At 49.0% G+C, this 26,059-nt stretch carries 24 protein-coding genes; 3 read left to right on the top strand and 21 right to left on the bottom strand.

The window, feature by feature from the left end:
- Positions 1 to 33: 33 nt before the first annotated feature.
- The 4 genes from epsF to epsL form a co-directional block, all read right to left on the bottom strand.
- A complete protein-coding gene (gene epsF, locus B3355_RS12920; protein WP_047517912.1) occupies positions 34 to 1,383 on the bottom strand; it encodes a chain length determinant protein EpsF in 1,350 nt (449 codons plus the stop codon).
- 15 nt (positions 1,384 to 1,398) lie between these two features.
- A complete protein-coding gene (locus B3355_RS12915) occupies positions 1,399 to 2,427 on the bottom strand; it encodes an SLBB domain-containing protein (RefSeq protein WP_047517909.1) in 1,029 nt (342 codons plus the stop codon).
- Between the two features lie 85 nt (positions 2,428 to 2,512).
- Entirely contained in the window at positions 2,513 to 3,346 is an 834-nt protein-coding gene (locus B3355_RS12910; RefSeq protein WP_292784662.1) for an EpsD family peptidyl-prolyl cis-trans isomerase, read from the bottom strand.
- Positions 3,347 to 3,390: 44 nt separating this feature from the next.
- Positions 3,391 to 4,515, bottom strand: coding sequence for an XrtB/PEP-CTERM-associated polysaccharide biosynthesis outer membrane protein EpsL (gene epsL / locus B3355_RS12905; protein ID WP_235273253.1), 1,125 nt, complete (start codon positions 4,513 to 4,515; stop codon positions 3,391 to 3,393).
- Between the two features lie 425 nt (positions 4,516 to 4,940).
- Here epsL and B3355_RS12900 point away from each other — a divergent pair, with 425 nt between their 5' ends.
- Positions 4,941 to 6,236 carry an undecaprenyl-phosphate glucose phosphotransferase gene (locus B3355_RS12900; protein ID WP_019882402.1) on the top strand — a complete coding sequence of 432 codons (1,296 nt, stop codon included), beginning with the start codon at positions 4,941 to 4,943 and terminating at the stop codon, positions 6,234 to 6,236.
- A 53-nt stretch (positions 6,237 to 6,289) separates the two neighbouring features.
- On the opposite strand, the gene miaA is transcribed toward B3355_RS12900, so the two are convergent.
- The 8 genes from miaA to B3355_RS12860 all read right to left on the bottom strand — a co-directional run bounded on the left by miaA (position 6,290) and on the right by B3355_RS12860 (position 13,636).
- Positions 6,290 to 7,246, bottom strand: coding sequence for a tRNA (adenosine(37)-N6)-dimethylallyltransferase MiaA (gene miaA, locus B3355_RS12895; protein WP_292784656.1), 957 nt, complete (start codon positions 7,244 to 7,246; stop codon positions 6,290 to 6,292).
- 47 nt (positions 7,247 to 7,293) lie between these two features.
- Entirely contained in the window at positions 7,294 to 7,665 is a 372-nt protein-coding gene (locus B3355_RS12890; RefSeq protein ID WP_024931204.1) for a 4a-hydroxytetrahydrobiopterin dehydratase, read from the bottom strand.
- Between the two features lie 60 nt (positions 7,666 to 7,725).
- Complete coding sequence (locus B3355_RS12885; RefSeq protein ID WP_292784654.1) at positions 7,726 to 8,577, bottom strand: triphosphoribosyl-dephospho-CoA synthase; 852 nt, start codon at positions 8,575 to 8,577, stop codon at positions 7,726 to 7,728.
- Positions 8,574 to 9,485 (bottom strand): ATP-grasp domain-containing protein, encoded by a 912-nt coding sequence (locus tag B3355_RS12880; protein ID WP_292784652.1) that lies wholly within the window; start codon positions 9,483 to 9,485, stop codon positions 8,574 to 8,576. Before B3355_RS12880 ends, B3355_RS12885 begins: the two co-directional genes overlap by 4 nt.
- A 117-nt stretch (positions 9,486 to 9,602) precedes the next feature.
- Entirely contained in the window at positions 9,603 to 10,577 is a 975-nt protein-coding gene (gene mch, locus B3355_RS12875; protein WP_292784649.1) for a methenyltetrahydromethanopterin cyclohydrolase, read from the bottom strand.
- Positions 10,543 to 11,640 carry an ATP-grasp domain-containing protein gene (locus B3355_RS12870; protein WP_292784646.1) on the bottom strand — a complete coding sequence of 366 codons (1,098 nt, stop codon included), beginning with the start codon at positions 11,638 to 11,640 and terminating at the stop codon, positions 10,543 to 10,545. The genes mch and B3355_RS12870 overlap by 35 nt, the downstream gene beginning before the upstream one ends.
- An 8-nt stretch (positions 11,641 to 11,648) precedes the next feature.
- A complete protein-coding gene (locus B3355_RS12865; protein ID WP_019882412.1) occupies positions 11,649 to 12,542 on the bottom strand; it encodes an NAD(P)-dependent methylenetetrahydromethanopterin dehydrogenase in 894 nt (297 codons plus the stop codon).
- 119 nt (positions 12,543 to 12,661) lie between these two features.
- Complete coding sequence (locus B3355_RS12860; protein ID WP_292784642.1) at positions 12,662 to 13,636, bottom strand: hypothetical protein; 975 nt, start codon at positions 13,634 to 13,636, stop codon at positions 12,662 to 12,664.
- A gap of 203 nt (positions 13,637 to 13,839) precedes the next feature.
- Between B3355_RS12860 and ppsA the strand changes: the two genes are divergently transcribed.
- Both ppsA and B3355_RS12850 read left to right on the top strand, forming a co-directional pair.
- The gene (gene ppsA / locus B3355_RS12855) at positions 13,840 to 16,212 is read left to right on the top strand and encodes a phosphoenolpyruvate synthase (RefSeq protein ID WP_029512372.1); all 2,373 of its coding nucleotides are present in this window, start codon (positions 13,840 to 13,842) and stop codon (positions 16,210 to 16,212) included.
- A 41-nt stretch (positions 16,213 to 16,253) separates the two neighbouring features.
- On the top strand, positions 16,254 to 17,057 hold the full coding sequence (locus B3355_RS12850) for a pyruvate, water dikinase regulatory protein (RefSeq protein WP_019882415.1): 804 nt from the start codon (positions 16,254 to 16,256) through the stop codon (positions 17,055 to 17,057).
- A 59-nt stretch (positions 17,058 to 17,116) separates the two neighbouring features.
- Here B3355_RS12850 and B3355_RS12845 read toward each other — a convergent pair whose 3' ends face one another.
- From B3355_RS12845 to pheA, 9 genes are all read right to left on the bottom strand, one after another.
- The gene (locus B3355_RS12845) at positions 17,117 to 17,803 is read right to left on the bottom strand and encodes a hypothetical protein (protein WP_024931197.1); all 687 of its coding nucleotides are present in this window, start codon (positions 17,801 to 17,803) and stop codon (positions 17,117 to 17,119) included.
- A 132-nt stretch (positions 17,804 to 17,935) separates the two neighbouring features.
- Positions 17,936 to 19,150 carry a multidrug effflux MFS transporter gene (locus B3355_RS12840; RefSeq protein ID WP_292784637.1) on the bottom strand — a complete coding sequence of 405 codons (1,215 nt, stop codon included), beginning with the start codon at positions 19,148 to 19,150 and terminating at the stop codon, positions 17,936 to 17,938.
- A gap of 77 nt (positions 19,151 to 19,227) precedes the next feature.
- Positions 19,228 to 20,409, bottom strand: a complete 1,182-nt coding sequence (gene pqqE, locus B3355_RS12835) for a pyrroloquinoline quinone biosynthesis protein PqqE (RefSeq protein ID WP_292784634.1) — start codon at positions 20,407 to 20,409, stop codon at positions 19,228 to 19,230.
- Positions 20,410 to 20,426: 17 nt separating this feature from the next.
- Positions 20,427 to 20,711 carry a pyrroloquinoline quinone biosynthesis peptide chaperone PqqD gene (gene pqqD, locus B3355_RS12830; RefSeq protein ID WP_292784631.1) on the bottom strand — a complete coding sequence of 95 codons (285 nt, stop codon included), beginning with the start codon at positions 20,709 to 20,711 and terminating at the stop codon, positions 20,427 to 20,429.
- Between the two features lie 17 nt (positions 20,712 to 20,728).
- Positions 20,729 to 21,490 (bottom strand): pyrroloquinoline-quinone synthase PqqC, encoded by a 762-nt coding sequence (pqqC, locus tag B3355_RS12825; protein ID WP_047517888.1) that lies wholly within the window; start codon positions 21,488 to 21,490, stop codon positions 20,729 to 20,731.
- A 9-nt stretch (positions 21,491 to 21,499) separates the two neighbouring features.
- Entirely contained in the window at positions 21,500 to 22,441 is a 942-nt protein-coding gene (gene pqqB, locus B3355_RS12820; RefSeq protein ID WP_292784626.1) for a pyrroloquinoline quinone biosynthesis protein PqqB, read from the bottom strand.
- Positions 22,442 to 22,730: 289 nt separating this feature from the next.
- On the bottom strand, positions 22,731 to 23,813 hold the full coding sequence (locus B3355_RS12815; RefSeq protein ID WP_292784623.1) for a 3-deoxy-7-phosphoheptulonate synthase: 1,083 nt from the start codon (positions 23,811 to 23,813) through the stop codon (positions 22,731 to 22,733).
- Positions 23,810 to 24,910, bottom strand: coding sequence for a histidinol-phosphate transaminase (gene hisC, locus B3355_RS12810; RefSeq protein WP_292784621.1), 1,101 nt, complete (start codon positions 24,908 to 24,910; stop codon positions 23,810 to 23,812). The genes B3355_RS12815 and hisC overlap by 4 nt, the downstream gene beginning before the upstream one ends.
- 8 nt (positions 24,911 to 24,918) lie before the next feature.
- Complete coding sequence (pheA, locus tag B3355_RS12805) at positions 24,919 to 26,001, bottom strand: prephenate dehydratase (RefSeq protein ID WP_019882425.1); 1,083 nt, start codon at positions 25,999 to 26,001, stop codon at positions 24,919 to 24,921.
- Positions 26,002 to 26,059 lie beyond the last annotated feature (58 nt).

Genomic DNA, 26,059 nt, shown 5'->3' with positions numbered 1-26,059 from the left:
TGATAAGTTGTTTTCTAAAGGGCCAGCTAAAAACTAGACTGGCTTGATGCTGTATTCAAAAACTGGAATTTCACCCAATGCAAGAATGTCGTCCTTGCTACGAATGCGACGATCCAGCATTTCTGCAAGCAGTGCAAACAGACATCCTAACAAAGCACCGATAATCACGGAAAATGGTGCAATCAGCCATAAGCTTGGATTGCTGGGCTCAATTGGAGGTACAGCTGTTTCAAGTACTGAAATATCGCCTTGGTTAGATTGCCCTTCTAGCGCAGTTTGGCTAAAGCGGTTATTTACAGATTCCAGGGCATTCTGAGCACTTTGTACTTCTCTCTCCAGAATCAGCAAGTCTGATCTAGATCTGTTTAACTCAAGCACTCTCTGCTTTTGCTTTTCCAGTTGCGCCTTAACATCTCCCAAACGTTGAGAGTTGATGTTTGCATTGTTACTCAGACTAACGACTGTGCGATCAATTTCGGTATTCAATTGGCTTCTTAGTTTATTCACTTCAGCTTCCGAGGCAATGTACATCGGGTGGTTCTTGCTGTAGCGTTGCCCCATTTCAGCCAATTTAGACTCAGCAGTAGACAAGTTCATGCGAAGGTTCTGCACAATCGGATTTTGAACCACGTCAGGAGAGTCGCTCATGTTTTTTGTAGCATCATTACGGCGTGAGTTAGCCTCAATAGATTGAGACTGCATCAAACTATATTGTGATGATAAGTCTCTCAATTTTGATGTTTCTACATCATAGGCTTCCTGAATACTGGTCAAGCCATGTTTTTGCTGATATTCAGCCAGCTTGTTTTGTGCTTGTTGCACGTTCTCACGCAAGACCTTGGTTTGCTCAGACAGGTAGTGTGACGCTTTAATGGCTGGATCGATCTTTAACTTCAGGCTCAAATTAATGTAAGACTCAGCGAATGCATTTGCCATGGTTGCTGCAAAAACGGGGTCCACCCCTTTATAGCCGATGCTGATAACACTGCTTTCCTTGGATGGCAAGATGGACAGCTTTTGTTGCAGTAGATCTGCCAGCCATTGATTAATATCAGCCTGTTTGCCCTCAGTTGCTTCGGCAAACTGTTGTTGCAATGATTTAACCTCAGCCAAATGCAATTTTTTGATCACATCCAGAGTCACATTTTTACTTTGGATGATATCGACCTGGGTTGCCATATAACCTGGCATTAATTGCGCAGGCATCGCCATCCCAGTCACAGGGTCTACACCCTTGTAATTGAGAATGACCGTCGTTGCAGCCTTATAGCTTTTAGGAAACAACAGGCTCACCAAGCTAGCGGTCAGCAAAGTGATGATCGCCACCAGTAAAATCATTTTGTAGCGTGCTTTTAAAACCAGCACTAACTGAGATAAGTTCATAGTCAACCTTTAAAATTACAACAGACTTTCTTCAATAAACAATACATCTTCATCTTGCAAAGTCGCGGTAAGATCCGGAGATTGCTTCACAGTAGCGCCTTCAGAATTTTTTCTGTGTAACTTTACTGAACGCTGTGTGCCCCGCACTGTTAAACCACCTGATTTGGCAATAGCCTGCATCACAGTCATGTTTTTATCAATCTTGTACATGCCAGGACGTTGCACTTCACCATACACATACACTTGCGGTGCTTTAGGAACATATACAACGTCACCTGGCAACAACTCTTTATTTAAAGCGTTGGATGGAGACTTAAACAGCTCATCAATATTAATTTCCTGTGTCACTGGTGTACCTGAGCGCACAGAAGTAAAGAACAGTGTTTCACCGGCATTTTCAGTTGCACCGCCTGCCAATGCTACGAAGTCGCTAATTTTACGTGTGCCACCTTGAATACCGTATTTACCAGGGCGCAATACCTGACCAGCGACAGCAACGTCGCGTGTGCTGATATAAATGGTTTCCCCGCCAATTAAGCGTACATCCTGATCGTTTACGTTGCGACGCTCGATCACTTCATTTAAATCGTACTCGCTACGTTTGTCGCCTCGCACTACCGTAATAATCTCAGAGGCATCTGGCACCAATCCACCCGCTTCTGCCAGAATATCTTTCACATCTGTTGGCCTAGTCACTGGGTAACGTCCTGGTTTAGGCACGCCGCCCAGTACAGAAACTGACTTACTCATAAACTCAAGCACCAAGACGGAAACTTGCGGGTTAGCAATATAGCCGCCACGTTTTAATTGCTCGGCAATCCGCTTTTCACTCTCAATGGTCGTTAAACCACCGACTTTGACCTCTCCGATCAGCGGCATGGTCAGTACACCGTCTTCTGAGACTCGAGTTTCCCGCGTCAACTCAGCATCGCCATAGACAACGACTTTGACATAGTCTCCAGCACCTAAGGTATAGTCCGCATGGGCTATTACACTGAATAAGAACAGGAATGTAATAACAAAATAATTTTTTAAATTCATCATAAGTGATAACTCTTTAAGTAGTTAAGTCTATTGTATTACGGTGATCATTCAATAATATTAAATGAGCCTAAAAGTAAACGTTAGTCTAATGATTAACGACTTGCGACTGCTCGTTCAGTTCCGGATCCAACACATCTATCGTTGCCAGGGCCTTTAGTCTTGCAATTTCCTGGGCAACAAACTCCTGCTGCTTCTGTTGATTCAACAACCTGCTAGCGAACAGATGCGCACTTTTTTCTGGCATCGGCTGCTCAACAATATCCTCTATTGATTTTACGATAATGTTGTTATTACTATGTAAAAAAAGTAAGTCGCCTTTTTTCATCGGCTTGATTTTATTCAATACATTGTCTGGCAACCTGTCTGTAAACAGTTGACTGTCTCCAGTTTCAAAGGTGATACCTTTGGTACTTAAAATAGTCTTCAATTCAGTGAGTGTTAATACTTCTTTTTCAATACTAGGCAGATCGAGTAAGGACTGGTCGTTTGCAAAAACAACATCTTGCATCTTAAACACTTTACGGTGCCCGAATTTATCAGGGTGCGACTCAATGTACTGATTGATCTCACTTTCAGAAGCTGACGACAGCTTTGCTATTTTTTTTGAGAGATACGCTTGAGCATAAATCTTTGCTTTAGCTGACTCAATAGCTTGAATTACCTCAGGCGCTCTTTCCAGGTCAAGTTTGAGCGCCTCTTGCACCAGTAACTGTCGATCAACTAATCCGGCAAATACTTTTTTGGCTACTGCTCGGTCATCTGCATTTTGTTGCGAAGCTTTCAATTCATTTTGCAGAGTATAGGCTGAAATCTCATCGCCATTCACTTTAGCCAATACTGGCGAGTTGATGCTTGAGTTCTGCTGCCCGCTGCAGCCAGTAAGTATTAAAAGACAGAAATTTGTAATTATATTTTTCATTCTGAAACGCTTGATTATTAAAAACCTATCGTAAGGCTTGCAGATTAAAGCTTCAGGTCCAGGTTGACACTGGTGAGCGTATCATCAAAGTCAAACTGCGATAAAGTCGAATTACGGTATGATTTGCCTGTGTTTAAAGAAAGGGAAACGTTTTTAATTGGAGACCATTTTAATGAGCCTCCAAATCCTTTTTCTTTGTCAGTACGCCCAATGGTGCCGAATTGACCTCGGCCATCAAAATCACGATCAGATACCCTGGCATTGACACTAGCTTGTATTTTATCTGTGACATTGTAGATGAGCTCACTTTTCAGCGTGTCTGTAGATGAGTATGTACTATTCGCCTGCTCAAAAGGATAAACCGTACGCGAGAGATTAAAGTTTGCCATCATTTTACCCGTGATGAACCAGTCGTAATTGACATAACCAATATACGATTGGTAATCGCGTAGTGTTAAGTGGTCGTATTCACGTTGAATATAGGCCAGCTTTGCAGTCAAGCTGCTTTTACCAGAAGCCTTTAACACAGCATCGATTTCGAATTCGGTCTCGTCATAGCCATTGTCAAAGATAGCACTCACCGGTCTGCCACTATATTCACCTCGGCGGTTATGACCTAAAAACGCAAGACTGGAGCCTGAGGGAAATTTATATTTGGCGCCGTAATCAAACGCAAACGCGCTAAAGTCAGCTTGTGCGTTAAATTGTTGGCTGTTGGTAACATCCGTATAAGTGACACCGCCTATGACCGTCCAAACCTGGTGCGGTGAGTACTCCGCCCGAAACCTTTGTATTTTTGAGGTTCTGATGTTTTGAATAGGATTGGCGAAGTCTCTAAAATCGTTCAAGACCTGAGTTTGCTCTGAAGTGATTTTACCTGTCAGATTCGGAGTCAGTGACCACAACCAAGCTGCATTGTAGTTTTTAGCGTCATAGTCAAGAAAGTCTGTACGGTTATATTTAAAATTTGTGTAAGACGCATCTAAAGTAAACCGTTGCAATGAGTAGGTTTTATCAACCCTAAATCCCAGCGTCGTAATCGTGATGACATCAGAAATGGCATTGCTGCTCTGACGGAAGATGTTGTCATCATATGTCTTATTGAGTGAAGCGTTTAACTGTATCGTATCCAACTCATCAGCTACCACGCAAAAAGGAAATGCACTCAACGTTAGCGCAAGCCAGCACCGAATCGAACGTTTAATCTTTACTTTGGGGGATTGCTTGCAGGATGACATGTATTTTTAAGCAATAGTAAATATGATGTTTGATTTACATTCTAACCTGTAAACATACATTTTTTGCTACCAAAATTTAACTTTTTAGTAGATGCAATGAGAATTGTTAAATCAGCTCAACAGTATACGCAAGCTTTCAAGACGGTTTTATGACATCCAGGCTGCGTTGGCGTTGCCATTCGGCGATTGATGTTAAGCATTAATTTGGTTAAACTCGGACGGTATATAGAAATAAGTAATCTATGAAAAAAACTATCAGACCGCCAATTAGAACAATCTCCGGATTATCTTCGGGGCCCCGAAGCCCCCTTTACTTCATCGAGTCTATTGTAGAGCCCCTCGTATTAGTCTTTTTTATGTGGGGCATTTTTATTTATTTCGAAGACAGAATTCCTATCTCTATCTTCTTCACCTCGATATTGCTGTTTTCGGTGACTTTTCCTAGCGGTGCAAAAATTCGCCTGGGATTTTGGAAAATGGTGCGGGATGTCATTTTTCAATGGCTTTTGCTTGCGGGCATGGTGCTTGTATTTGCTAGGATTACGGGCTACATCACGCTGTATACTCCAGAAATTATATACACCTGGTTAATAGGAACGCCGATCGCCCAGATTCTTGCGTTAACGGCGCTAAAGGAGCTCTCTCCGTTCTTTATCAGCCTGCAGGGCCCTATCAAAAATGCAGTCATTATCGGCCTCAATGAACAAGGCCTGGCCGTAGCAAACAACTTGCTGGCAGATGAGTATAGCCGGGTTTCCGTATTGGGGTTCTTTGAGGATCGTGCCCCGGAGCGTGCGCCGCAAGACCATGGCTTTGAAATTCTGGGCGCCCTGACGGACATTCCTGCCTATTGCAAAAGCAACCAGATTCATACGATCTATATTGCGTTGCCAATGTCTAGTCACCCGCGTATTTTGAAATTGTTGGATGATTTAAAAGACACCACCGCTTCCATCTACTTTGTGCCGGATATTTTCGTCACAGACTTGATTCAAGGCCGTGTGTCTGACGTCAATGGCATTCCGGTAGTGTCGGTATGTGAAACACCTTTTACCGGCGTGGATGGTTTAATTAAACGCACAGCAGATATTTTGTTCTCGCTGTTTGTGTTGATATTGATTTCACCTATCTTGTTAGGGGTCGCCTTAGGGGTGAAACTCACCTCCCCTGGCCCCATTATTTTCAAGCAACGGCGCTATGGTTTGGATGGTGAGGAAATTCTGGTCTATAAGTTCCGTTCAATGACTGTTACGGAAGATGGCGTTACAGTCACTCAGGCAACAAGGAATGACCAGAGAATTACTCCGCTGGGTGCCTTCCTGCGTAAATCATCATTAGATGAGTTGCCGCAGTTTATTAATGTGTTGCAAGGACGCATGAGTGTCGTTGGCCCACGCCCGCATGCCGTGGCGCATAACGAAGAGTACCGCAAGCTGATTAAAGGCTATATGGTGCGTCATAAGGTAAAACCGGGCATTACCGGCTGGGCACAGGTCAATGGCTTCCGTGGCGAAACCGACACGCTGGAAAAGATGGAGCAGCGCGTGCACTATGACCTGGAGTATTTACGCAATTGGAGCCCGCGTCTGGACATGCTGATCGTGGCTAAGACAGCATGGTTAACGATCGTCGGCCAGGATGGTGCTTATTAGTATTTGCCAAGTGGATATGCAATAAAATAAAAACCGGACATTGTCCGGTTTTTTTATGCCTGCGTTTGTTGCTGAATCAGGGTAAGAGCCTCGCCAACCCAATCCGTACGCAAGCAATCCAATACCTGTACATCGTCCATGCCACGTAGCCAGGTGAGTTGGCGTTTGGCGAGCTGGCGAGTGGCGTATACACCATGCTCACCCAAAGTAGCTAAATCGATATCACCATTCAAATATTGCAATGCTTGCCGGTAACCAACGCAGCGCATACTGGGACTATCCACAGTGAGTTGCGGATACTCAAGCAACAACCTTTTTACCTCATCCACAAAGCCATGCTTGAGCATGAGCTGAAAGCGTTCGGCAATGCGCTGATGCAAGACACTACGATCACTCGGCATCAAGGCAAGTTTAAGGATATTGAACGGTAGGGATACTTTTTGCGACTGCGCACGTAAAGCACTCATGGATTTACCGCTGATGCGATAAACCTCTAATGCGCGCTCTATGCGCTGCGAGTCTGTGGTGTGAATCTTGGCGGCAACTGCTGAGTCTATGCTAGCCAATTGCGCATGCATTGCTGGCCAGCCTAAAGCATTCGCCTCCGCTTCAATCTGGGCACGGATGGTTAAATCGGCTTCTGGCAGATCACTCAGGCCATGTTGCAAGGCATTGAAATACAACATAGTGCCACCGACCAGCACGGGGATACGACCATGAGCAGTCGCTGTATGCATCAGTGCCAGGGCGTCTTTGGCAAATTGTGCCGCGGAGTATTGTTCCAGCGGTGAAATAAGGTCGATTAAGTGATGCGGTGCCTGGCGCAAAGTCTCGGCGTCGGGTTTAGCGGTGCCGATATCCATGCCGCGATATACCAGCGCGGAATCGACACTGATAATTTCAACCGGAAAGCGCTGTGCTAAGGCAATGGTCGCCGCGGTTTTACCGCTAGCGGTGGGACCCATTAAAAAGATTGCCGGTGGTAAACCGGCATGATGATTGGTGTTCATGCAGTTGAAACTGGGCTAACGAAAACTATTGACGCAGAATACTGAAACTAATCGTATTTGACGTAGCTGAAGCGCAGGTCACTCTGTGGCGTACCTTCCAGTGCAGAGCCTGCTTGTAACTGCGGCTGCCATTGCACTACTTCTTCAATTTTGCGTGCCAGTTCGATGTCTTTCATCGTAATGCCTTTGGCGCTGTGTGTGCACAGTTTGACGATGACGAAGGCATAGGACACGGTTAAATCCGGATGATGCCAGGCAGCTTCGGCCAGATGACCAACGGTGTTGACCACCATCAGTGTGCCCTTCCAGCTATTGGTTTTATATTTACGGCGGATCCAGCCATCCTCATACACCCAATGCGGTAAAGACTCAGAAAAATGCTGTTGAATTTCTTGCTCGGTGAGTACCTGATCGGTCATAACGCCCTCCTGACTATAGGCTACTAAAGCGTTACAGTATACCTCAGCTCGCCGTCGAGCTTAAGCACGGCTTTCGTCCAGTAATGAAAGCATGGCGGTGATCACCGTCAGGTCGGCACTGGTGCCTGGATTAATCTTTTCCTGCTTGAGAGCCTGATCCCATTTCAGTAAATCAGGCATGTAGTGTTTCGGGTTCCCCAGGGCAACAAAGGCCTGGTAATGCGCACTGGCGGTCTGCTGTACTTCTACCGCTCTGGCCTGGCCATATTTTCTGGCGATATGGCTGTCTGGTACGCTAGCCAGCCAATATAAATAAACGGCCGTTAATGCCCAGGCAGGCCGCTGCCAGCGCTGGTAACAATCAGTGTAAAGCGGTATCGCAGCCGTAAAAATACTGGCATAGCCATCCGCATACTGGCGTGCCACCATGTCATTCGCGCTGGCTAATTGCATGGCTTGCAGCAAGGTGATTTGCGGCGCCTGTGATACATCATGTTCGTCGCGCTGACCCATGCCGGCCGGGCTGACCAGGCGGATGCCCTCATAGACCGAGGCTGCATCGTCCACGGTGGTTTGCTGTAACACTTGTTGCAAACCAGCTGACAGCGATAACTGTGGATATTGCAGGCAAGCTTGCACCACGGGCGCAGCCAGCAAAATAATACCCAAATTGGTATTGCAACCTACTTTGGCGTGGGTCGCCTGCAAAGCGTGCAAGATACGCTGGCCCAGTGTCCGCGTGCCGAATACCTGATCATCACACAATGCTGGCGCAGAGGCTTCGGCGCTATAGATAAAGTCCTGTACCCGCATGCCATGGCCATCGGCAAAAATATGCACATTGCCAGGCTTGAGGGCTTCCAGTTCGGCCAGGCAGGCGTTCAGGTAGGCTTGCTGTACGGCTGCGCTCATGGCTGGCCTTCTGCCACGTTGGCCAATTGCAGCAAATCATTCACCAATACATCGGCAATCTCAAAATGGGTAATACTTTGCAGGCCGCGCCAGGCTGGAATACTGTTGACTTCGATCACCCATAACTTGCCATATTTATCGCGCATCACATCTACGCCAGCATAATCAATGCCGACGGCTTGCGCTGCTTTGACGCCAATGTCAGCCACATCGACCTCATCACATGCGCTGCAGCGTGCACCACGCGCCACATTATGCAACCAGCTATCGCCCTGCCGCTTCATGACCGCAATGGGCTCACCACGTACCACGAATACACGGTAATCATGCTGATAAGGGCCGCAATCAATCTTCTCTTGCAGGTAATAAACACCATCGACAAATTGGTCTTGCGGTAGTGCAAACTGCGCATGCGTTTCGATTAAGCGCACACCCTTGCCTTGTGAACCAAATAGCGGCTTGATCACCAGTGTTTTTCCGGCATCCAGCGCCTGCTGCATAATGCCATGCGCCACGTCACGGTGCTCGCACACCCAGGTATCTGGCGTGGTCACGCCCTGCTCGACCAGCAATTGGCTGGTCAGGCCTTTGTCCACCGTGGTTTCAATGGCACGCGCATGGTTATAAATGGTCATCCCCTGGCGTTGCAAGGTATGCAAAAGGTTCATGCGCGTGATGATTTGCTGCGTAGTACCAGCAGCGACACCACGCACAAATGCCAATGGTGCGGGCTGACTCAAACCGGGAATATGTACAGTGAGCTGCTGTTGAGCAATACTAATATGGCAACTATCGAGTGACACCATATGCGCATGCCAGCCGCGGCGTGCAAATGCCTGTGCCAGACTTTGGCCATGCCAGCCGCCAGCCTGGGCGACTTCGTCAGTGAAAATGGGAATAACTTGCATAAGGCAGTTTCTAAAAAATAACGCGGGCACATTGCATATAATGCATTGTATCCCGCGCTTTTATTACTCGTGTGTGTATTTCTTTAGGGTGTATATTTCTTTAGTAAAACTTTAAATTTAACTACCAAATGATTGATTCAAAAGCTCTTCGTTGAATTTTCCGGCAAAGAATGTTTTGCCGGATTTAAGGTTAGTCACGCTTACTTTGGCTGGCGAGAACAACATAGGGTCAATCTGATAAAAGTCCATATTCACCGCTTTAAACACGTCGGCAAATGGGCGGCCATAATCTTTAGAGGATGAAGAAGGTAATTGTTGTGCCAATTGCTCGGCAGCGGCATCGTCAGTATTAACGAACAACTGCACAAAACCACCAAACAGGATGGCGTCATTGGTACGGCCCATGCCGACAATAAAGTCTGGCGATGGCGCAGGGATAGGTGCAACGCCATAGCCATCGACAATGGCACTCAAGTCAAAATGCAAGGTGTGGCATTTGTGCAATGCAACCTCCAGCACGCGCGCGGTCACTTGCAGTGAACCGGCAACGCTGCGTGTGGGCGTCAGAATAAAAGTCAGCTTGTTGGCAGCTAAACCGGTGTCCCTGGCCACTTTTTCAATTACTTGCACTGGCGGCACTTTATCGGTTTCCAGTACTAATACCGTTTGTTCGCCTTTGTCGCTGTAGTTGATGTCCTTAAACACCTCTTCGCGCTGTGCAATGGCACGGGCAGGGCCACTACCGAGTGAGAAAAACTTTTCGTGTGACAATGCCCAACCGGCATACTGACTGCCTAAACAGGCAATCACCGGCTGTTTGGCAGTCACCACGACACTCAGTGGCCAGTTGGCAAATTGTGGCACATGGCGCAAAGCAACACTGCCCAAACCACCCATGCAAATCTCGGCAATAATACGACCAGCTTCCAGCCCGCCCGGCGCCTGAATACCAGCGTCAACGATGGTCGCGCCGCTTTCATGCGTAGATACCGCACAGCCCAAGGCTGCTGCGTTGGCAATCAGCTCGGCCACCAGCGGTGCACTATATTCTTGTACGCTAATGGATGTTGAATTCGATGTTGTCACAGACATAAGTCCCCCATAATTTTTCTAAACGTGTTTTTTTATCCAGCAAAGTCTGTTGCACTTCGCGGTCTGATTGCCCTTCTGCATAGACACTGCAAATGGGTTGCCCGGCAGTGATATTGCCACCACAAGGCCTGTCTTCCAGCCAGTCTGGAAAGCTTAACTGGCTGACATCTATCGTTTTTCTCGCATACATGATGCAATGACTGGCCGCGTTTGTTTGTTGCGCTAGCGCAGGCACAGCCTCATGCAAGAAACTGGCCATATGCGCTTGTATTAATGGCAGCGCCATATATAAACGCATACTGGCACTCAGCCTTGGATTGACTTCAATGACATGTAGTGTGCCTTCATGCCAAATAGCATCAATACTATTGATGCCAACCAAACCTAATGCTGGCACCAGTGCCTGCAATACATGATTTGCGGCTTCATATAGCAATGTATCCTGCAAGCGTGTAGCGCCAGCATAAGCGTAACTGCCTGCATGTTGCCTGAGTGCATGCACACCTATCAAGGTGACAGACTGCGCATGCGCTAAAAATAAGATACCTATTGCTTGCCCCGGCTGGAATGCTTGCCAGTAGCCACGCTCAACTTCATTTATCTCGGATTGCCAATGTTGTACATGGCGGCCACCACACTGCCCTGCCTGCTTATATAACCACTGCCCTGTTGCTGGTTGAGTGTCAGCAATTGACGGCGACTGCACACTATGTGCATCGCAACATGCCTTTAGCCATTGCGGGGTTTTCACACGACCAACCGTTTCGGGCAGATTAGCAAGTAAAGCGTAACGGGCGGACAACACACCGTAGCTTGCCAGATTGGCTTCCAATCCCGAGCCTATCAAGACTGCATCGGGCCGAAAAGCATCTAATGCTGCAAACAAACCTGCCATTTCATCGCCAGGCTGCTGTTCGCATAGACCTGGCCATTGATATACCGATTGTGCGGCCTGCCGCGTATCCGCATCTGCAAACGCATCGACGGCGAATACGCTAAATCCTTCTTGTTGCGCCATCTGGCTATAGATGCGCGCACTTTGAGACAAGATTGCCAGCCGCAAGAATCACCTTATTCTACGTGCGCACAGGCATATTCATAGGCCTGATGGTAATCAATATGCATCGGGCTTTCGCTTTGCAGCATCTGCTCCAGCAATTTGTTCTGTGTGACATACTTCAGTTGACCAATGGCCAACGCGCCAAACCCTGCTACTTGCGTACCCTCAATCAGGCCGCCATTAGAGAAGGTATCAACTCCCTCAATCCCGGAGGGTGGCACGGCGTTGACATCAGCTACGACTTTCAGGGTTTTGGAATTGGCAAACTGGGCCACTTCCAGCACACGAATGCCTGCTGGTGTGGCGCACAACGCAACGGTTGCTTCATTTAAGACGGCAATTTTGGCGGCTTCAGTGCTGCCATCAACCACTTGTAATGTCACGCCATAGCTGGAGGACAATTTATCCACATAGGCTTGCATGCTCTCTACGCCAGCATGCGCCACCATAAATACCGTTGATCCCTGGCGGGCAGCGATCAATGCGGCGGTGGAGCCAACAGTGCCACTGGCACCAAAAATAGCGATTTTTTCTTTCCCCAGGCCGCTGCCAGATTTTTGCAAATAGAAATCGACCTTGGCCAGCATGGCGGCCGCGGTGGTAAATGCACCAGAAGGATCAGAGAATGTGTGACATTCAAATGGCTTAAACATGGCACTGCGTGCCTGTTTCTGCATTTCGAGGGCGACCTGGATATCGCGGCCACCAAAGAACAGCGCCTGTTGCTTTAAACCACTCGGACTGCGGGAGAAAATCGCATCTTGCGTCAGCGCAACGATTTCATTCAAGGTCACATCGGTGTAAGAAATAATTTTTTCGTAGCCGGCATCAAACGCCATATTCACATCAAATGGGCTGGCATTTTTTGCGGCTGTAAACAAATGCATAATACTGGTTTTTTTCATTATTCCCCCCGGAACCGTTCGTTAATCAAACCTACAGCCAATATACACACTTCCAGCGCAGTTCAAAATAAAGAGTAGACCGTGAAAATCATAACTTTTCAAAATTATCTTAAAAAGTTTTAATTTGCCACATCTTCTATCTTAATACATGCAGGCTGATTCACTGCAGCGCTGACCAGAAAACCCAGTGTGGTCTGCTCTGCATATTCTGTAAGGAGTTGCATTTGCATGGCGACCGCCGCGGCACGCGATGGGAGCAGCACAAAACCGGTCGGCCCCCAGGAAGTTTGCCCGACACCGGCATAGCCCTGCTGCTGCAATGTTTGCAAGATACCGGCAACCGCTTTGCTGGCATAGGCACCGCCTTGTGCAGGCGCAAAGTACTCAGCATTATAGGCTTGCAGTGCACCGATAAACTGGCTGAACCCGGCAAAGTCTTGCTCGATGAGTGCTGGCAGGCCCAGGCTCAATAACTGTTGCTGTATCGCTTGTGTGGCAGCCAATGATTGTGGTGCCAACTGTTTGAATGCGGTTTTCTCGCCTTGTCCATGCAAACCGTCGCGGCTGTTGTCCATAATCAGTAAAAAATGCCAGTCGGAAGGAAACGCATGACGCGCCAGCATAGGTGGCACTATCGTCTGCGCATTGCGGCCACCATCAACCACCAAACCACCATGTTCAAACGTGGCGATGCCGATGCCTGAACGGGCGCCACGCTGGTGAATCGCAGCAATCACGGCGGCTTCTACTGGTCTATCTAATAAACTGTTGGCTGCTGCGCCTAACGCCAGGGCCATTTGTGTGCCTGAGCCCAGGCCGCCATGACGCGGAATCGCCTGTTGAATGGTCACGTTCAGCTCGGCTTGCGTTTCACAGGCAGCTAAATGGCGTTGCAAGATGGCAGAGGCCCATGGATCCAATGCCAGCTGTTGCGGGCCGCCACTGATGCTTAATGAAGTTTGAAAGGCATCAATCGCGACGCCGACGCTGCCAAACTGACGTTGAGTCTCTCGACTCAGGTTGAAAAAACCGAGATGTAGGCGACCATAAGTGGTCACACTGACCCTGCGCTCTGCGGGAATTACTGCATTCATGGCGTTTTATTATATTGATGCTAAAAAAAATGAATTGCCACCCTTACGGCGACGTGACATTAAAACATGATTTTGGCATAATGACCGCTATAAAAGTCATTCTGTAATCAGACGATGTCCGGCAAACAGCCTCTATTTATCGAATTCAATCCGTTGCATTCCGCGATAGATTACCACCAGTTTTAAATAATTAAGGGTTTTATATGGTAAGTCATGTTATTCCATTTGAGAATCTACGAAACACTGATGTGCCGTCCGTAGGGGGCAAAAATGCTTCTTTGGGCGAAATGATTTCTCAACTCACAGCCAAGGGCGTACGCGTACCTACCGGCTTTGCGACCACCGCAGATGCTTATCGTGAGTTTTTGGCGCAAGGTGGATTAAACAACAAGATCAACGACTTGCTTGATAAACTGAATGCAGACGACACCCAGGAATTGGCCCGTGTTGGTTCACAAATTCGCCAGTGGATTATGGAAGCCGAGTTTCCACAAGCGCTGCAAACAGCGATTGCTGAAAACTATGCCAAACTGATTGAAAGATCAGCACAAGGCACTACCTTCGCGGTGCGTTCATCTGCGACGGCAGAAGACTTGCCAGATGCCTCTTTCGCTGGTCAGCAAGAGTCTTTCCTGAATATCCATGGCCTGGAAAACATTAACCACGCCATTAAAGAAGTATTTGCTTCCTTATATAACGACCGTGCGATCTCCTACCGCGTACACAAAGGCTTTGTGCATGCAGATGTGGCTTTGTCCGCAGGCGTGCAACAAATGGTGCGTTCAGACATCGGCTGTGCCGGTGTGATGTTTACCATTGACACTGAATCTGGTCACCGTGATGTGGCCTTCATTACCTCCTCTTACGGCTTAGGTGAAACCGTGGTGCAAGGTGCCGTGAACCCGGATGAGTTCTATGTGCATAAACCATTGCTGGCACAAGGCAAGCCAGCCATCGTCCGCCGCACCATGGGTTCAAAACTGATCAAAATGATCTTTTCTGATGCCACCCAGGCAGGTAAATCCACGCATACCGTTGACGTTGATGCTGCAGAAAGCAACCGTTACTCCCTGACAGACGCGGATATTCTGGAACTGGCTAGCTACGCGATGACGATTGAGCAACACTATGGCTGCCCAATGGATATTGAGTGGGGTAAAAACGGCCTGGATAACAAGCTGTACATCCTGCAAGCACGTCCTGAGACTGTGAAATCGCAAGAAGCAGCTAAAAACGTGACTGAAACCTTCAAACTGCAAAAGCATTCCTCCGTGCCTGTCGTTGCCGGCCGTGCTGTGACGCAGAAAGTAGGCGTGGGCCCGGTACGTATCGTGCTGGATCCGGCCGATATGCATGAAGTTCAACCAGGCGACGTGCTGGTTGCCGACATGACCGACCCTAACTGGGAACCCGTGATGAAGCGTGCCAGCGCACTGGTGACCAACCGTGGCGGCCGTACCTGCCATGCGGCGATTATTGCGCGTGAACTGGGTATCCCGGCGATTGTCGGCTCAGTGAATGCCACAGATTTGCTGCGTGATGGCGAGATGGTGACAGTGTCTTGTGCTGAAGGTGAAACTGGTTTTGTTTACCATGGTGCCCTGGACTTTGAAGTGTCTACGCAATCTAACAGCGCACTGGCAAAACCACCTTGCAAAATCATGATGAACGTCGGTAATCCTGACATGGCATTTACCTTTGCTCAAACACCAAACGACGGTGTAGGCCTGGCACGTTTAGAGTTCGTGATTAACAACATGGTTGGCATTCACCCGAAAGCCATCTTGAATGTTGATGCCATGCCAGCAGCCATCCAGGCAACGATCAAAAACCGTGCACGTGGCTATGCCAGCCCGAAACAGTTTTATATTGATAAAGTGACAGAAGGTGTCGCGACCATTGCGGCCGCTTTCTATCCAAAACCAGTGATTGTACGTACCTCAGACTTCAAGTCTAACGAGTACAAAAAACTGGTTGGCGGTGACATTTATGAGCCGGACGAAGAAAACCCGATGATCGGCTTCCGTGGTGCGGCGCGTTATATGGCAGAAGACTTTAAAGAGTGCTTTGCCATGGAATGCCAGGCCATGAAAAAAGTGCGTGATGAACTGGGCCTGACCAACGTTGAGTTGATGATCCCATTTGTACGCACGTTGGAAGAAGCGCGCGCTGTGACTGAAATCATGGCAGAGAACGGCCTCAAGCGTGGTGAAAACGGCCTGCGCCTGATCATGATGTGTGAAATCCCGGCCAATGCCTTGCTGGCGGAACAGTTCCTGGAATACTTCGATGGTTTCTCCATCGGCTCTAACGACCTGACCCAGCTGACATTAGGCATGGACCGTGATTCCGGCATTTTGGCAGACGGTTTTGACGAGCGTAACGATGCGGTGAAAGTATTGCTGAAAATGGCGATCAACACCTGTAACCGCTTGGGCAAATACGTCGGCATTTGTGGTCAGGGTCCTTCTGACCATGAGGACTTCGCCGAATGGCTGGTGGCTGAGGGCATCCAGTCTGTGTCACTCAACCCTGACACAGTGGTTGCCACTTGGCAGCGTTTGACCAAGAAGTAAACCTAGGTAGTAAACTTTAGCAATCAACTCAAGGCGTTACCATGAATCACCGTTCTGTTTTTATTATTTCTGATGGCACGGGGATTACAGCTGGCGCCTTGAGCAAACTGCTGGAACACTTTCCGAATACCAAGTTCACCACTACTCGCCTGCCCTTCACGGACAATGACGAGAAAGTGCAAGCCGCTTTTGAGCATATCCAGAAAGTGGCTGCCCAAGATGGTATTCGCCCGATTGTGATCATGTCTGTCGGCAATGGCGAACACCGCAATCACCTCAAGCAGGCCAACGCCTACTTTATTGATTTATTCCACCGCTTTATTTACCCGCTAGGCTCGGAGCTTAATCAGGAGCCACTGACGGGTGCCAGCATTGCGTATAGCGCCATGGGCAACAGCTACTCTGAGCGCATGGAAGCCATTAATTTCACGCTCAATCATGATGACGGCATGACCAATACCGGTCTGGATGAAGCTGAAGTGATCCTGATTGGTGTATCCCGCTGCGGTAAAACACCAACCAGCATTTACCTGGCCATGCAGTTTGGCATTAAAGCCGCCAACTACCCATTGATTCCAGAAGACTTTGAACGTGGCGCATTACCTGCCGCCTTGCAAAAAAATATCGACAAGATTTTTGGCCTGACCATCAAGCCTGAGCGTTTGCACTCTGTGCGTAACGAACGCCGCCCTGATAGCTTTTATGCCTCACTGGATAACTGCCGCAAGGAAATTGAAATTGCTGAAGGCATGATGCGCAGTGCAGGCATTCCATGGGCTGACTCGACCAGCCGCTCGATTGAAGAACTGTCTGCGCTGATCCTGCAAAAAATTCGCCAGCGCTAAGGCTGGCGTTTTTTAAACCCTGACGGCGGCTTCTCGCCGCCTGACTTATCATGCAAACATTACGCTGCCATCGCCATTTCACGCATTGGCGTTGCTTGTACTCTTGCAGTTTGTGGTTTCAACATATCCCCACGCCAAAAGTAATAAAACTCACGACAAACACTGAGGAAAGTGTGCTGTGAACCCAGCGCATTAAACAATGGCAGGTTTCTGTCCACCATCTGGCGGTAACTATGGGATTGTTTGTGCGAAATATGGCGTAGCGACAGCAGCAGGCATTTTGCCATGCGCATGCGCTCTTTAAATACCGCGGGCTCAAAACCGCGAACCAGCGTGACTTGTTCAAAAGCATCCATGACTTGTGTTTCGTGGAGAGTCATCGCCGTCTTATCCAAATCATACCAATGCTTGAATAATTCATCCTGCGTGACCATGGCGACAGGCGTGCTGCCATTAAATACTTTGGCCTGGCTCATGGCCGCAATGGCTTTGATATCGCGCACCCAGAATGAGAAGAATTCGCGAATCACCGGCAAGATACTTGGAATTTCGGCAGGATCAATGCTGGCAATAAAACGGTCGACCGCATGTCGATAATGGCTGCCATCACAAGGAATATCTTTCAGGAAAGCACTGACACGAATAATGATGAACTCGCGCTGTACCAGCACACGCTCACTCACACCCTGCCCGGTCAGCAACTTGACGTAAGCTTTTTGAGCTTCTTCTTCTCTGGTCATTTCCATGATTGACTCCCTTGTCGATTCTGAATAATGTCCTGCAAGCTCGCAGGCATTGACAGCTTTATATTAAAACAGGCAGTCCTTGTTCAAACATGTAATGAAATCGGTAAATGCCCCATATTTCAGGGCTTGCGCTTAACTGGCAGTCGCTGCGACAGGTGGCTTGGGTTTGCGTGCCAACAGCAGTAACAGACTGCTAAGCACCGTCATCCCCAGCATGGCGGCCGCCAAGGTGAAGGTCGAGTGCCACACCAAAGGGACAATCAATGCCGAACTCACGGTAGAGCACAGCATTTGCATAAATGCCTGCGCCGAGGCGGCAGTACCGCGCAGGGTCGGATAGCAATCAAGGGCGGCAATTGATAACACAGGCATGGCTGCCGCCATACCCACGTTAAACAAGGCAATCGGTAAAATGGCCAGCCACCAGTCGCTGTGCGTGGTGGTGCTCGCCCACCATTGCACACCCACATTACAACTGGCAATGAATAGCATCCAGGCAAATGCCCAGTACAGAATGCGCGCTGGCGCCACTTTACCCGCTGTATGGCGTGAGATCCATGAGCCCAGCATCATGCCAGTTACCGTAGGAATAAACAGATAGCCGAATTGCTGGCTGTTTAAATGCAAATGCTTGACCAGGAAGACCGGGCTGGCCAGCACATAAATAAAAAATGCAGAGAAGTTCAAGCCCAGGCAAGCGATGAGACCAAGAAACACCTTATGCTTAAGCATCTTGCCATAGGTGGCGATAATCCCTTTGACCGAGAATACGATGCGTTTCTCCGGTGTCATCGTCTCCGGCAGATAGCGCACCGCCATCCATAGCGCAATCGCGGCATAGACGGATAGGAAAATGAAAATCGCTTGCCAGTGTATGCCCAGCAAGACGCCGCCTAAAATGGGGGCCACTGCGGGGGCGATGCCGAATAATAACTGTACAGTTGCCATCACCCGTTGCGCTTGTGCACCAGAAAACAGGTCGCGCACCATGGCGCGTGCCACTGTATTGCCCGCCCCGCCACTCACGCCTTGCAAGGCGCGGAACAGCCACAAGGTCTGCACGTTGGGGGCAAATGCACAGCCCAGGCTCGCCAGCGCGAAAATGGCCAGTCCCCATTTAATAGTGGTGATGCGCCCGATAGCATCTGAAATGGCGCCGTGACACAGCGTCATCACGGCATAGGGTAGCAAATACAAGGTCAGGCTCTGCTGGATCGCTAGCTCATCCGTACCAAATTCAGCAGCCATGACGTGAAACGCAGGCAGATAGGTGTCGATTGCAAATGGCGCTAAGGCAGCCAACCCAGCCAGGACCAGCACCAGGGTAGAAGAACGGGATTTCAACATGAACAACCTTGTAAAAAAGCAAAGGTGCCCTCAGGCACCTTTAAGATTATAAGCCACAATGTCTGCCATGCGCAGCCTTAAGGCAAAGCGTGAAACTGCTCGATTCTTTCCTTGTCACCTTCGACATATTTTTTGGAGTTTTTGTCCGTTCTGAAAATGATCGGCTGCTCACGTACCAACGGATTTTGTGCGTTGATCAACGCTTCATCAATCAAATGGCGATTAGGCGATTTAGTGCATACCGGATCCGCCATTTCAGCATCACCACTTAGCAAGTAGGACTGGCAACGGCAACCGCCCAGATCATTTTCTTTTTCGTCACAACTACGGCAAGGCTCTTTCATCCACTCCATGCCGCGGTATTTGGTAAAGGCAGGTGACTCTTTCCAGGCCCATTCCAGGCCATTTTCGCGCACATTCGGGAACGTCATCCCGGGTAAGACTCGTGCCGAATGGCATGGCAAGACATCGCCATTGGCGGTCACAATCATGAATACTTCGCCCCAGCCATTCATACATTTCTTGGGCCGGTCAGCAAAGTAGTCGGGGACCACAAAGAATACCTTCATTTTATTGCCCACGCGCTCCCTGAACGCATTGGTAGCCGCTTCCGCGCGATCTAGCTGTTCACGGGTAGGCATCAGTTGGTCACGGTTAACCAGGCTCCAGCCGTAATACTGTGTATTGGCCAGCTCGACATAGTCAGCCCCCAAGGCTTCAGCCATTTCCAGGATTTTGCCCACTTGATCAATGTTGTAGCGGTGTATCACTACATTCAACACCATCGGATAACCATGCGATTTAATCATGGCTGCGACCTTTTTCTTCAACTCGAAAGTGCGGGTATTGGTAATAAAGTTGCTGATGTCTTCAGTAACATCGTGCATGGAGAGCTGGATATGGTCCAGGCCGCCTTCTTTAAACGCCTGGATGCGCTTTTCAGTCAGGCCGACACCTGAGGTGATCAAGTTGCTGTAATAGCCTAACTTATGCGCTTCGGCGACAATCTCTTCAATATCATCACGCAACAAAGGTTCGCCACCAGAAATCCCCAACTGGATGGCGCCCATTTTACGCGCATCACGCAAGGCGCTGATCCATTGCTCAGTCGTTAATTCATTTTTGGTGTGCTTGTCATAATCGGTCGGGTTATAACAAAACGCGCAATGTAGCGGACAGCGATAAGTGACCTCAGCCAACAACCATAAAGGCTGCTTCTGTGTGACGCTTGCTGCAACACCATTATTTAACTGTGCCATGATGCCCTCGTTTCGGATTAATTCAGCTTGCGCAACCAGGCTTTACCAACGGCCAGGTCAAACATGCCTAAAATATCATTCTCAATGTCTTCGGCATCGGGAAAGGTCGTTTTCAAATCAATAACAATCTCTCCGACCGTGGTTTTACCATCCACACGCTTCAGTATTTCACCGGCGCCCCCATGCAGTTTCACCATGCCCTCAGGAAACAGGATGACGTAACTTTGCTGCGCCTCTTCCCATTGAAAACGATGGTGTAAGGCAATGGCGTAGATATCTGAATGTTGAATGTTATTTTCCATAGAATTACTTTCGTCGCTTATCTAAACTTGATCACGGGTTGGCGGGTGTAGTCGCGGTCTTCCACCTTGATCTGCGTGCAGGCCAGCATAATGGCATCGGCCACTACCCATAACACATCCAGCTTGAATTGCAGGATATCCAGCGCACGCAGCTGCATATCGCGGCTCACACTGAAGTAATCCAGGGTAATATCCAGGCCTTGCTCTACGTCGCGTCTGGCTTCTGTCAGGCGTTTTTTAAAGTAAATAAAGCCTTCTTCTTTGACCCAGGGATACATGGCTGGCCAGGAACTGATGCGTTGCTGGTGAATGTGCGGTGCAAACAGCTCGGTCAGGCTGGAGCAAACACTTTCCTGCCAGGGGCGTTGACGGGCGAAGTTGACATAGGCATCCACTGCAAAACGCACGCCTGGCGAAACCAGCTCCAGTGAGGTGATCTGCTCGCGCGTTAAGCCCACAGCTTCGCCCAGCTTAACCCAGGCCTCGATGCCGCCTTCGGAACCCTCGTAGCCATCATGGTCAGTAATCCGGTGTATCCAGCCTTTACGCACCTCTTTGTCCGGGCAGTTAGACATGACTGCCGCATCTTTTTGCGGGATCATAATCTGGTAGTAATAGCGATTCGCCACCCAGCACTGCAACTGCTCTTTGCTTAGCTTGCCTTCATACATCAGCACATGAATCGGGTGGTAGATATGGTAACCCTTCCCTTTTTCGCGGAGCTTGGCTTCAAACTCTTCACGGGACCATGGCAAGTTGTCGTTGCTGACTGCGTTCATATTGCTCTCCTATAGAATGATGTCCATGCCGTCATACGCTACCTCAATCTTGTGTTGATCAAGTGTCGCACGTTCGGCGGAATCTTCCCTTAAAATCGGGTTGGTATTGTTGATATGAATCAGCACTTTGCGTACCGGTTTATCTGTACCAAACTTGTCCAGCTCTTCTATCATGCCGCCCGGCCCGGATTGCGGATTATGGCCAATACTGCGTGCCGTTTTGGTCATCAGGCCCATGTCCAGCATCTCAGTGTTGGTCCAGAACGTGCCATCGACCATAATGCAATCGGCCTGGTTCATCAAAGGCGGTAAATGTGGCTCAATCTCAGCCAGGCCAGGTGAGTACCAGCATTTTTTGCCAGTAGAAATTTCTTCAATCAACACGCCGATGGTGTCGCCAGGATGTGGGTCGTTACGGTGTGGTGAATATGGCGGTGCCGCACTCTTCAAGGCCACTGCAGTAAAGCGCAAGTTAGGCACGCCAGGGATTTCAAAACTGTGCGCGTTACTGACATCATTGGCATCAATGGCAATTTCATGATGGTTAACGCCGCAGTAATGGCCAAGGATATTCAAAATCTGGTTACCGGTGGTCAGGTCTTCATAGACCATTTTAGTGCAATAAATCTCACGTTTGACCTGACCTTCACGTAGCATGAACAGTCCGGTGGTATGGTCGATTTGCGCATCAATCAACACAATGCCCTGAATGCCGGAATCACGGATGCCACGGCCAGGTTGCAACGGGGCAAATTCCTGGATTTGTTGCAATACATCAGGCGAAGCATTAAACAACACCCAGTCCACGCCATTGCTGGAGACACAAATCGATGATTGGGTGCGGCGTTTAGCCTTAATCGTGCCTTTGCGTAAACCATCACAGTTTTGACAGTTACAGTTCCACTGCGGAAAGCCACCGCCAGCACCAGCCCCTAATACGTGTATATGCATAATCGCTCGTTATTCAATTCTATTCATTCATGAAAGTTGCAAGACAGTTTCAAACTTCATCATACAACAATTGTTTGTGACTACTATGGGTTCATTGCAAGTCCTGTACAAGCTGCGTTTGCAATGTCTGTTAAGTAAGACTGGCATCATACGCATGCGTTGCATGAACAGCCTGCAACAGACAATGATTCCCTGCTCATGATTTTCATGAGCAGGCGTCAAATGGGATCATAACAGGCATAAAAAAGCCGCGCTCACTGGCGCGGCCGGTGTTTTGCCTGCTGATCGCTTACTCTTCAGCGGCCCGTTTTTCGCGACGTGCTTTGACAGATGCTGCCAGGGTTTCCAATACAGTCACCGAGTCATCCCAGCCCAGGCAGGCGTCTGTAATCGATTGCCCATAATTCAGGCTGCAACCTGGCGAATGATCCTGACGCCCTTCGTTCAAATGTGATTCCAGCATCACGCCAATAATGCGCGCATCACCCGCAGAAACTTGGCTGGCAACATCATCTACCACCGCGATCTGGTTTTTATATTGTTTTTGGCTGTTGCCATGACTGCAATCTACCATCAGTACAGGCGCCAAGCCAGCGTCCGCTAACTGGTCACACACCGCCGCCACACTTTGCGCATCATAATTAGGCGCTTTACCGCCACGCAAAATCACATGGCAGTCTTCGTTACCTCTGGTGGCAAAAATGGCGGATTCGCCTTCTTTGGTCATCGACAAAAAATGATGCGGACTCGCAGCAGTTTTAATTGCATCAATGGCGACTTTGGCGCCACCATCCGTCCCATTTTTAAAGCCCACCGGGCAGGATAAGCCAGAAGCCAGTTCACGGTGGATTTGCGATTCTGTGGTGCGTGCACCAATCGCGCCCCAGCTCACCAGGTCGGCCGTGTATTGTGGCGACACCACATCCAGGAACTCAGTTGCCGCCGGCATGCCAATCTCGTTCACATCCAGCAAGAAGCGACGTGCCTTTTCCAGGCCCAAATTAATATCGTAAGTGCCATCCAGGTGTGGATCGTTGATCAGGCCTTTCCAGCCCACGGTGGTGCGCGGCTTCTCGAAATAAACGCGCATGACGATCAACAACTCACCTGCCAGGCGTGTACGCACCTCCAGCAGACGCTTGGCGTATTCCATACCGGCTTCGGTATCATGGATCGAGCATGGGCCAACAATCACCAGCAGGCGGTCATCACCCTGATGCAAGATGTGATGAATCGCAGTGCGTGTCTTCAGGATATTTTGCGTGCTGACCGTACTTTCCTGCAGGCGTGACAACAATTCCGCCGGTTTCACCAACGGCTTGATTTCCAGCACCCTTACATCATCGGTGGCTAATTTTTCGTATACAGTCATGACTTTAAAATCTTTTCCAGCACGTCTAAAAAGCGGGCATTTTCGCTGAACAAACCGATGCTGACGCGTAAATAATCCGGCATTTCATAATTGGCCACCGGGCGTACAATCACACCCTGTTTGAGCAAAGCCTGGTTAACCGCATTGGCATTGGTCACTTTAAAGCTGACAAAGTTGCCGTAGGATGGGATATAGCTCAAGCCCAGTTGCTCCAGCCCTTGTGTGATCTGTGTCATGCCCGCCTGATTGGCAGCATAACTGCGTGCCACAAAGTCTTCATCCTGCAAGGAGACGGTGGCAGCCACCTGCGCCAGGCTATTGACGTTAAATGGCTGGCGCACGCGGTTCATTAAGTCAGCCAAGGTGGCATGCATCAGGCCAAAACCCACGCGCAAGCCAGCCAGGCCATAGGCCTTGGAAAAGGTACGTGAAATAATCAGGTTTTCAAATTCTGCCAACCAGCCAATCGCCTCAGACTTATCGACAGAAGACAAGTACTCGTCGTAGGCTTCATCCAGCACTACCAGGATGTGCTTGGGCACTTGCTGTAAAAAGGCTTTTAAATCTGCTTTGCTGATTAGTGTGCCTGTTGGGTTGTTTGGGTTAGCCACAAAAATCAGCTTGGTTTTAGGCGTGATCGCCTTTAAAAAACCTTGCAGGTCATGGCCAAACTCAACCGCAGGCACCACCACGCCAGTGGCGCCAACGGCTTGCGTCACCAACGGATACACCGCAAAAGCATGCTGGGAATAAATCGTTTCATCGCCTGCGCTCAGAAAAGCACGTGCTGTCAGCTCCAGAATATCGTTTGAGCCGTTACCGAATACAATCTGTGCCGGTTGTACGCCGTATTTATGGCTCACGGCATCGCGCAAGGCAAAGCTGTTGCCATCCGGATAACGGGCAATCTCATAAATGGCTTCTTCTAATGCCATTTGTGCCTTTGGGCTCATGCCCAAGGGATTCTCATTAGAGGCTAACTTAACGATATCGGCTTCATTGAGCCCCATTTCGCGGGCTAATTCACTGATAGGTTTGCCACCCTGATATGGCGCAATGGCACGAATATTGGCAGGCGCTAATTCTGATAAAGACATAGATTGAATTAAATAATAGCGGTTGGGTAAGAGCCCAACACTTTGAGTAATGTGGCGCGTTCAGCCAGATCTTTGAGCGCTGCCTGTACGGATGGTTGCTGCTGGTGCCCTTCAATATCGACGAAAAACACGTAATTCCATAGATTTTGACGAGACGGACGGGACTCCAGCTTGGTCATGCTCACGCCATGACGTGAAAATGGTTCCAGTAACTGTAATACCGCGCCAGGTTTGTTTTGTGCACTCATTACCAGCGAGGTTTTGTCCTGGCCGGAAGGTGCCACGGCATGATTACCCACCACCAGGAAGCGCGTGGTATTTTTCGGGTCATCTTCGATATTTTCGGCCAGGATATGCAAATCGAATAAATCGGCCGCACGTTTACTGGCAATCGCCGCCGCAAACGTGCCTTCACTCGCCACCAGCTCGTGGATCATTTGCGCCGCACGTGCATTACTGGTCACCGCTTCACGCGCAGCATTTGGCAGGTGTTTATTTAGCCACTCATGGCATTGCGACAATGATTGTGCGTGAGAGAATACATGACTGATCTGGCGGATATCCTGCTGTGCGGACAACAGGCAGTGATGCACAGGCAAGGTGATCTCGCCAATGACCTGTAACGGACTGGACAACAATAAATCCAGTGTAATGCCAACGGCGCCCTCCGTAGAGTTTTCTACCGGCACCACGCCGTAATCGGCCTGCCCCGCTTCTACGGTACGAAACACTTCATCAATGCTCGCGCATACCACGGCCTGGCGGCCTTCACCAAACTGCTTAAGTGCCGCCTCTTCGCTGTAAGTGCCCAAGGGGCCCAGGAAAGCAATCGACAGCTCTTTTTCCAGTGCGCGACAATTGGACATCACGGCACGGAAAATATGACTCACCGCCTCAGGCGCCAATGGCCCCTGATTCTCGGATTGCAGGCGGCGAATCACTTGTGCTTCACGCTCGGGGCGATAAATCACCCCGTCATCTTTCAAGTGCCCGATTTCGCGTGCAAGTGCTGCGCGCTCATTGACAAGCGCCAGCATCTGCGTATCAATCGCATCAATTTTGTCTCTAAATTGTTTTAATAAATCAGACATTTGAAATTGGTATTTAATGTAATTTATGAATGACTTTTTTCGAATTCTTGCATGAATT

It is taken from the genome of Methylophilus sp. UBA6697, from assembly GCF_002454655.1.
In the GTDB taxonomy this organism is placed as follows: Bacteria; Pseudomonadota; Gammaproteobacteria; order Burkholderiales; family Methylophilaceae; genus Methylophilus.
Note: the sequence above shows the minus strand (reverse complement) of the source record. Positions and strands in the feature narration are given on the sequence as shown.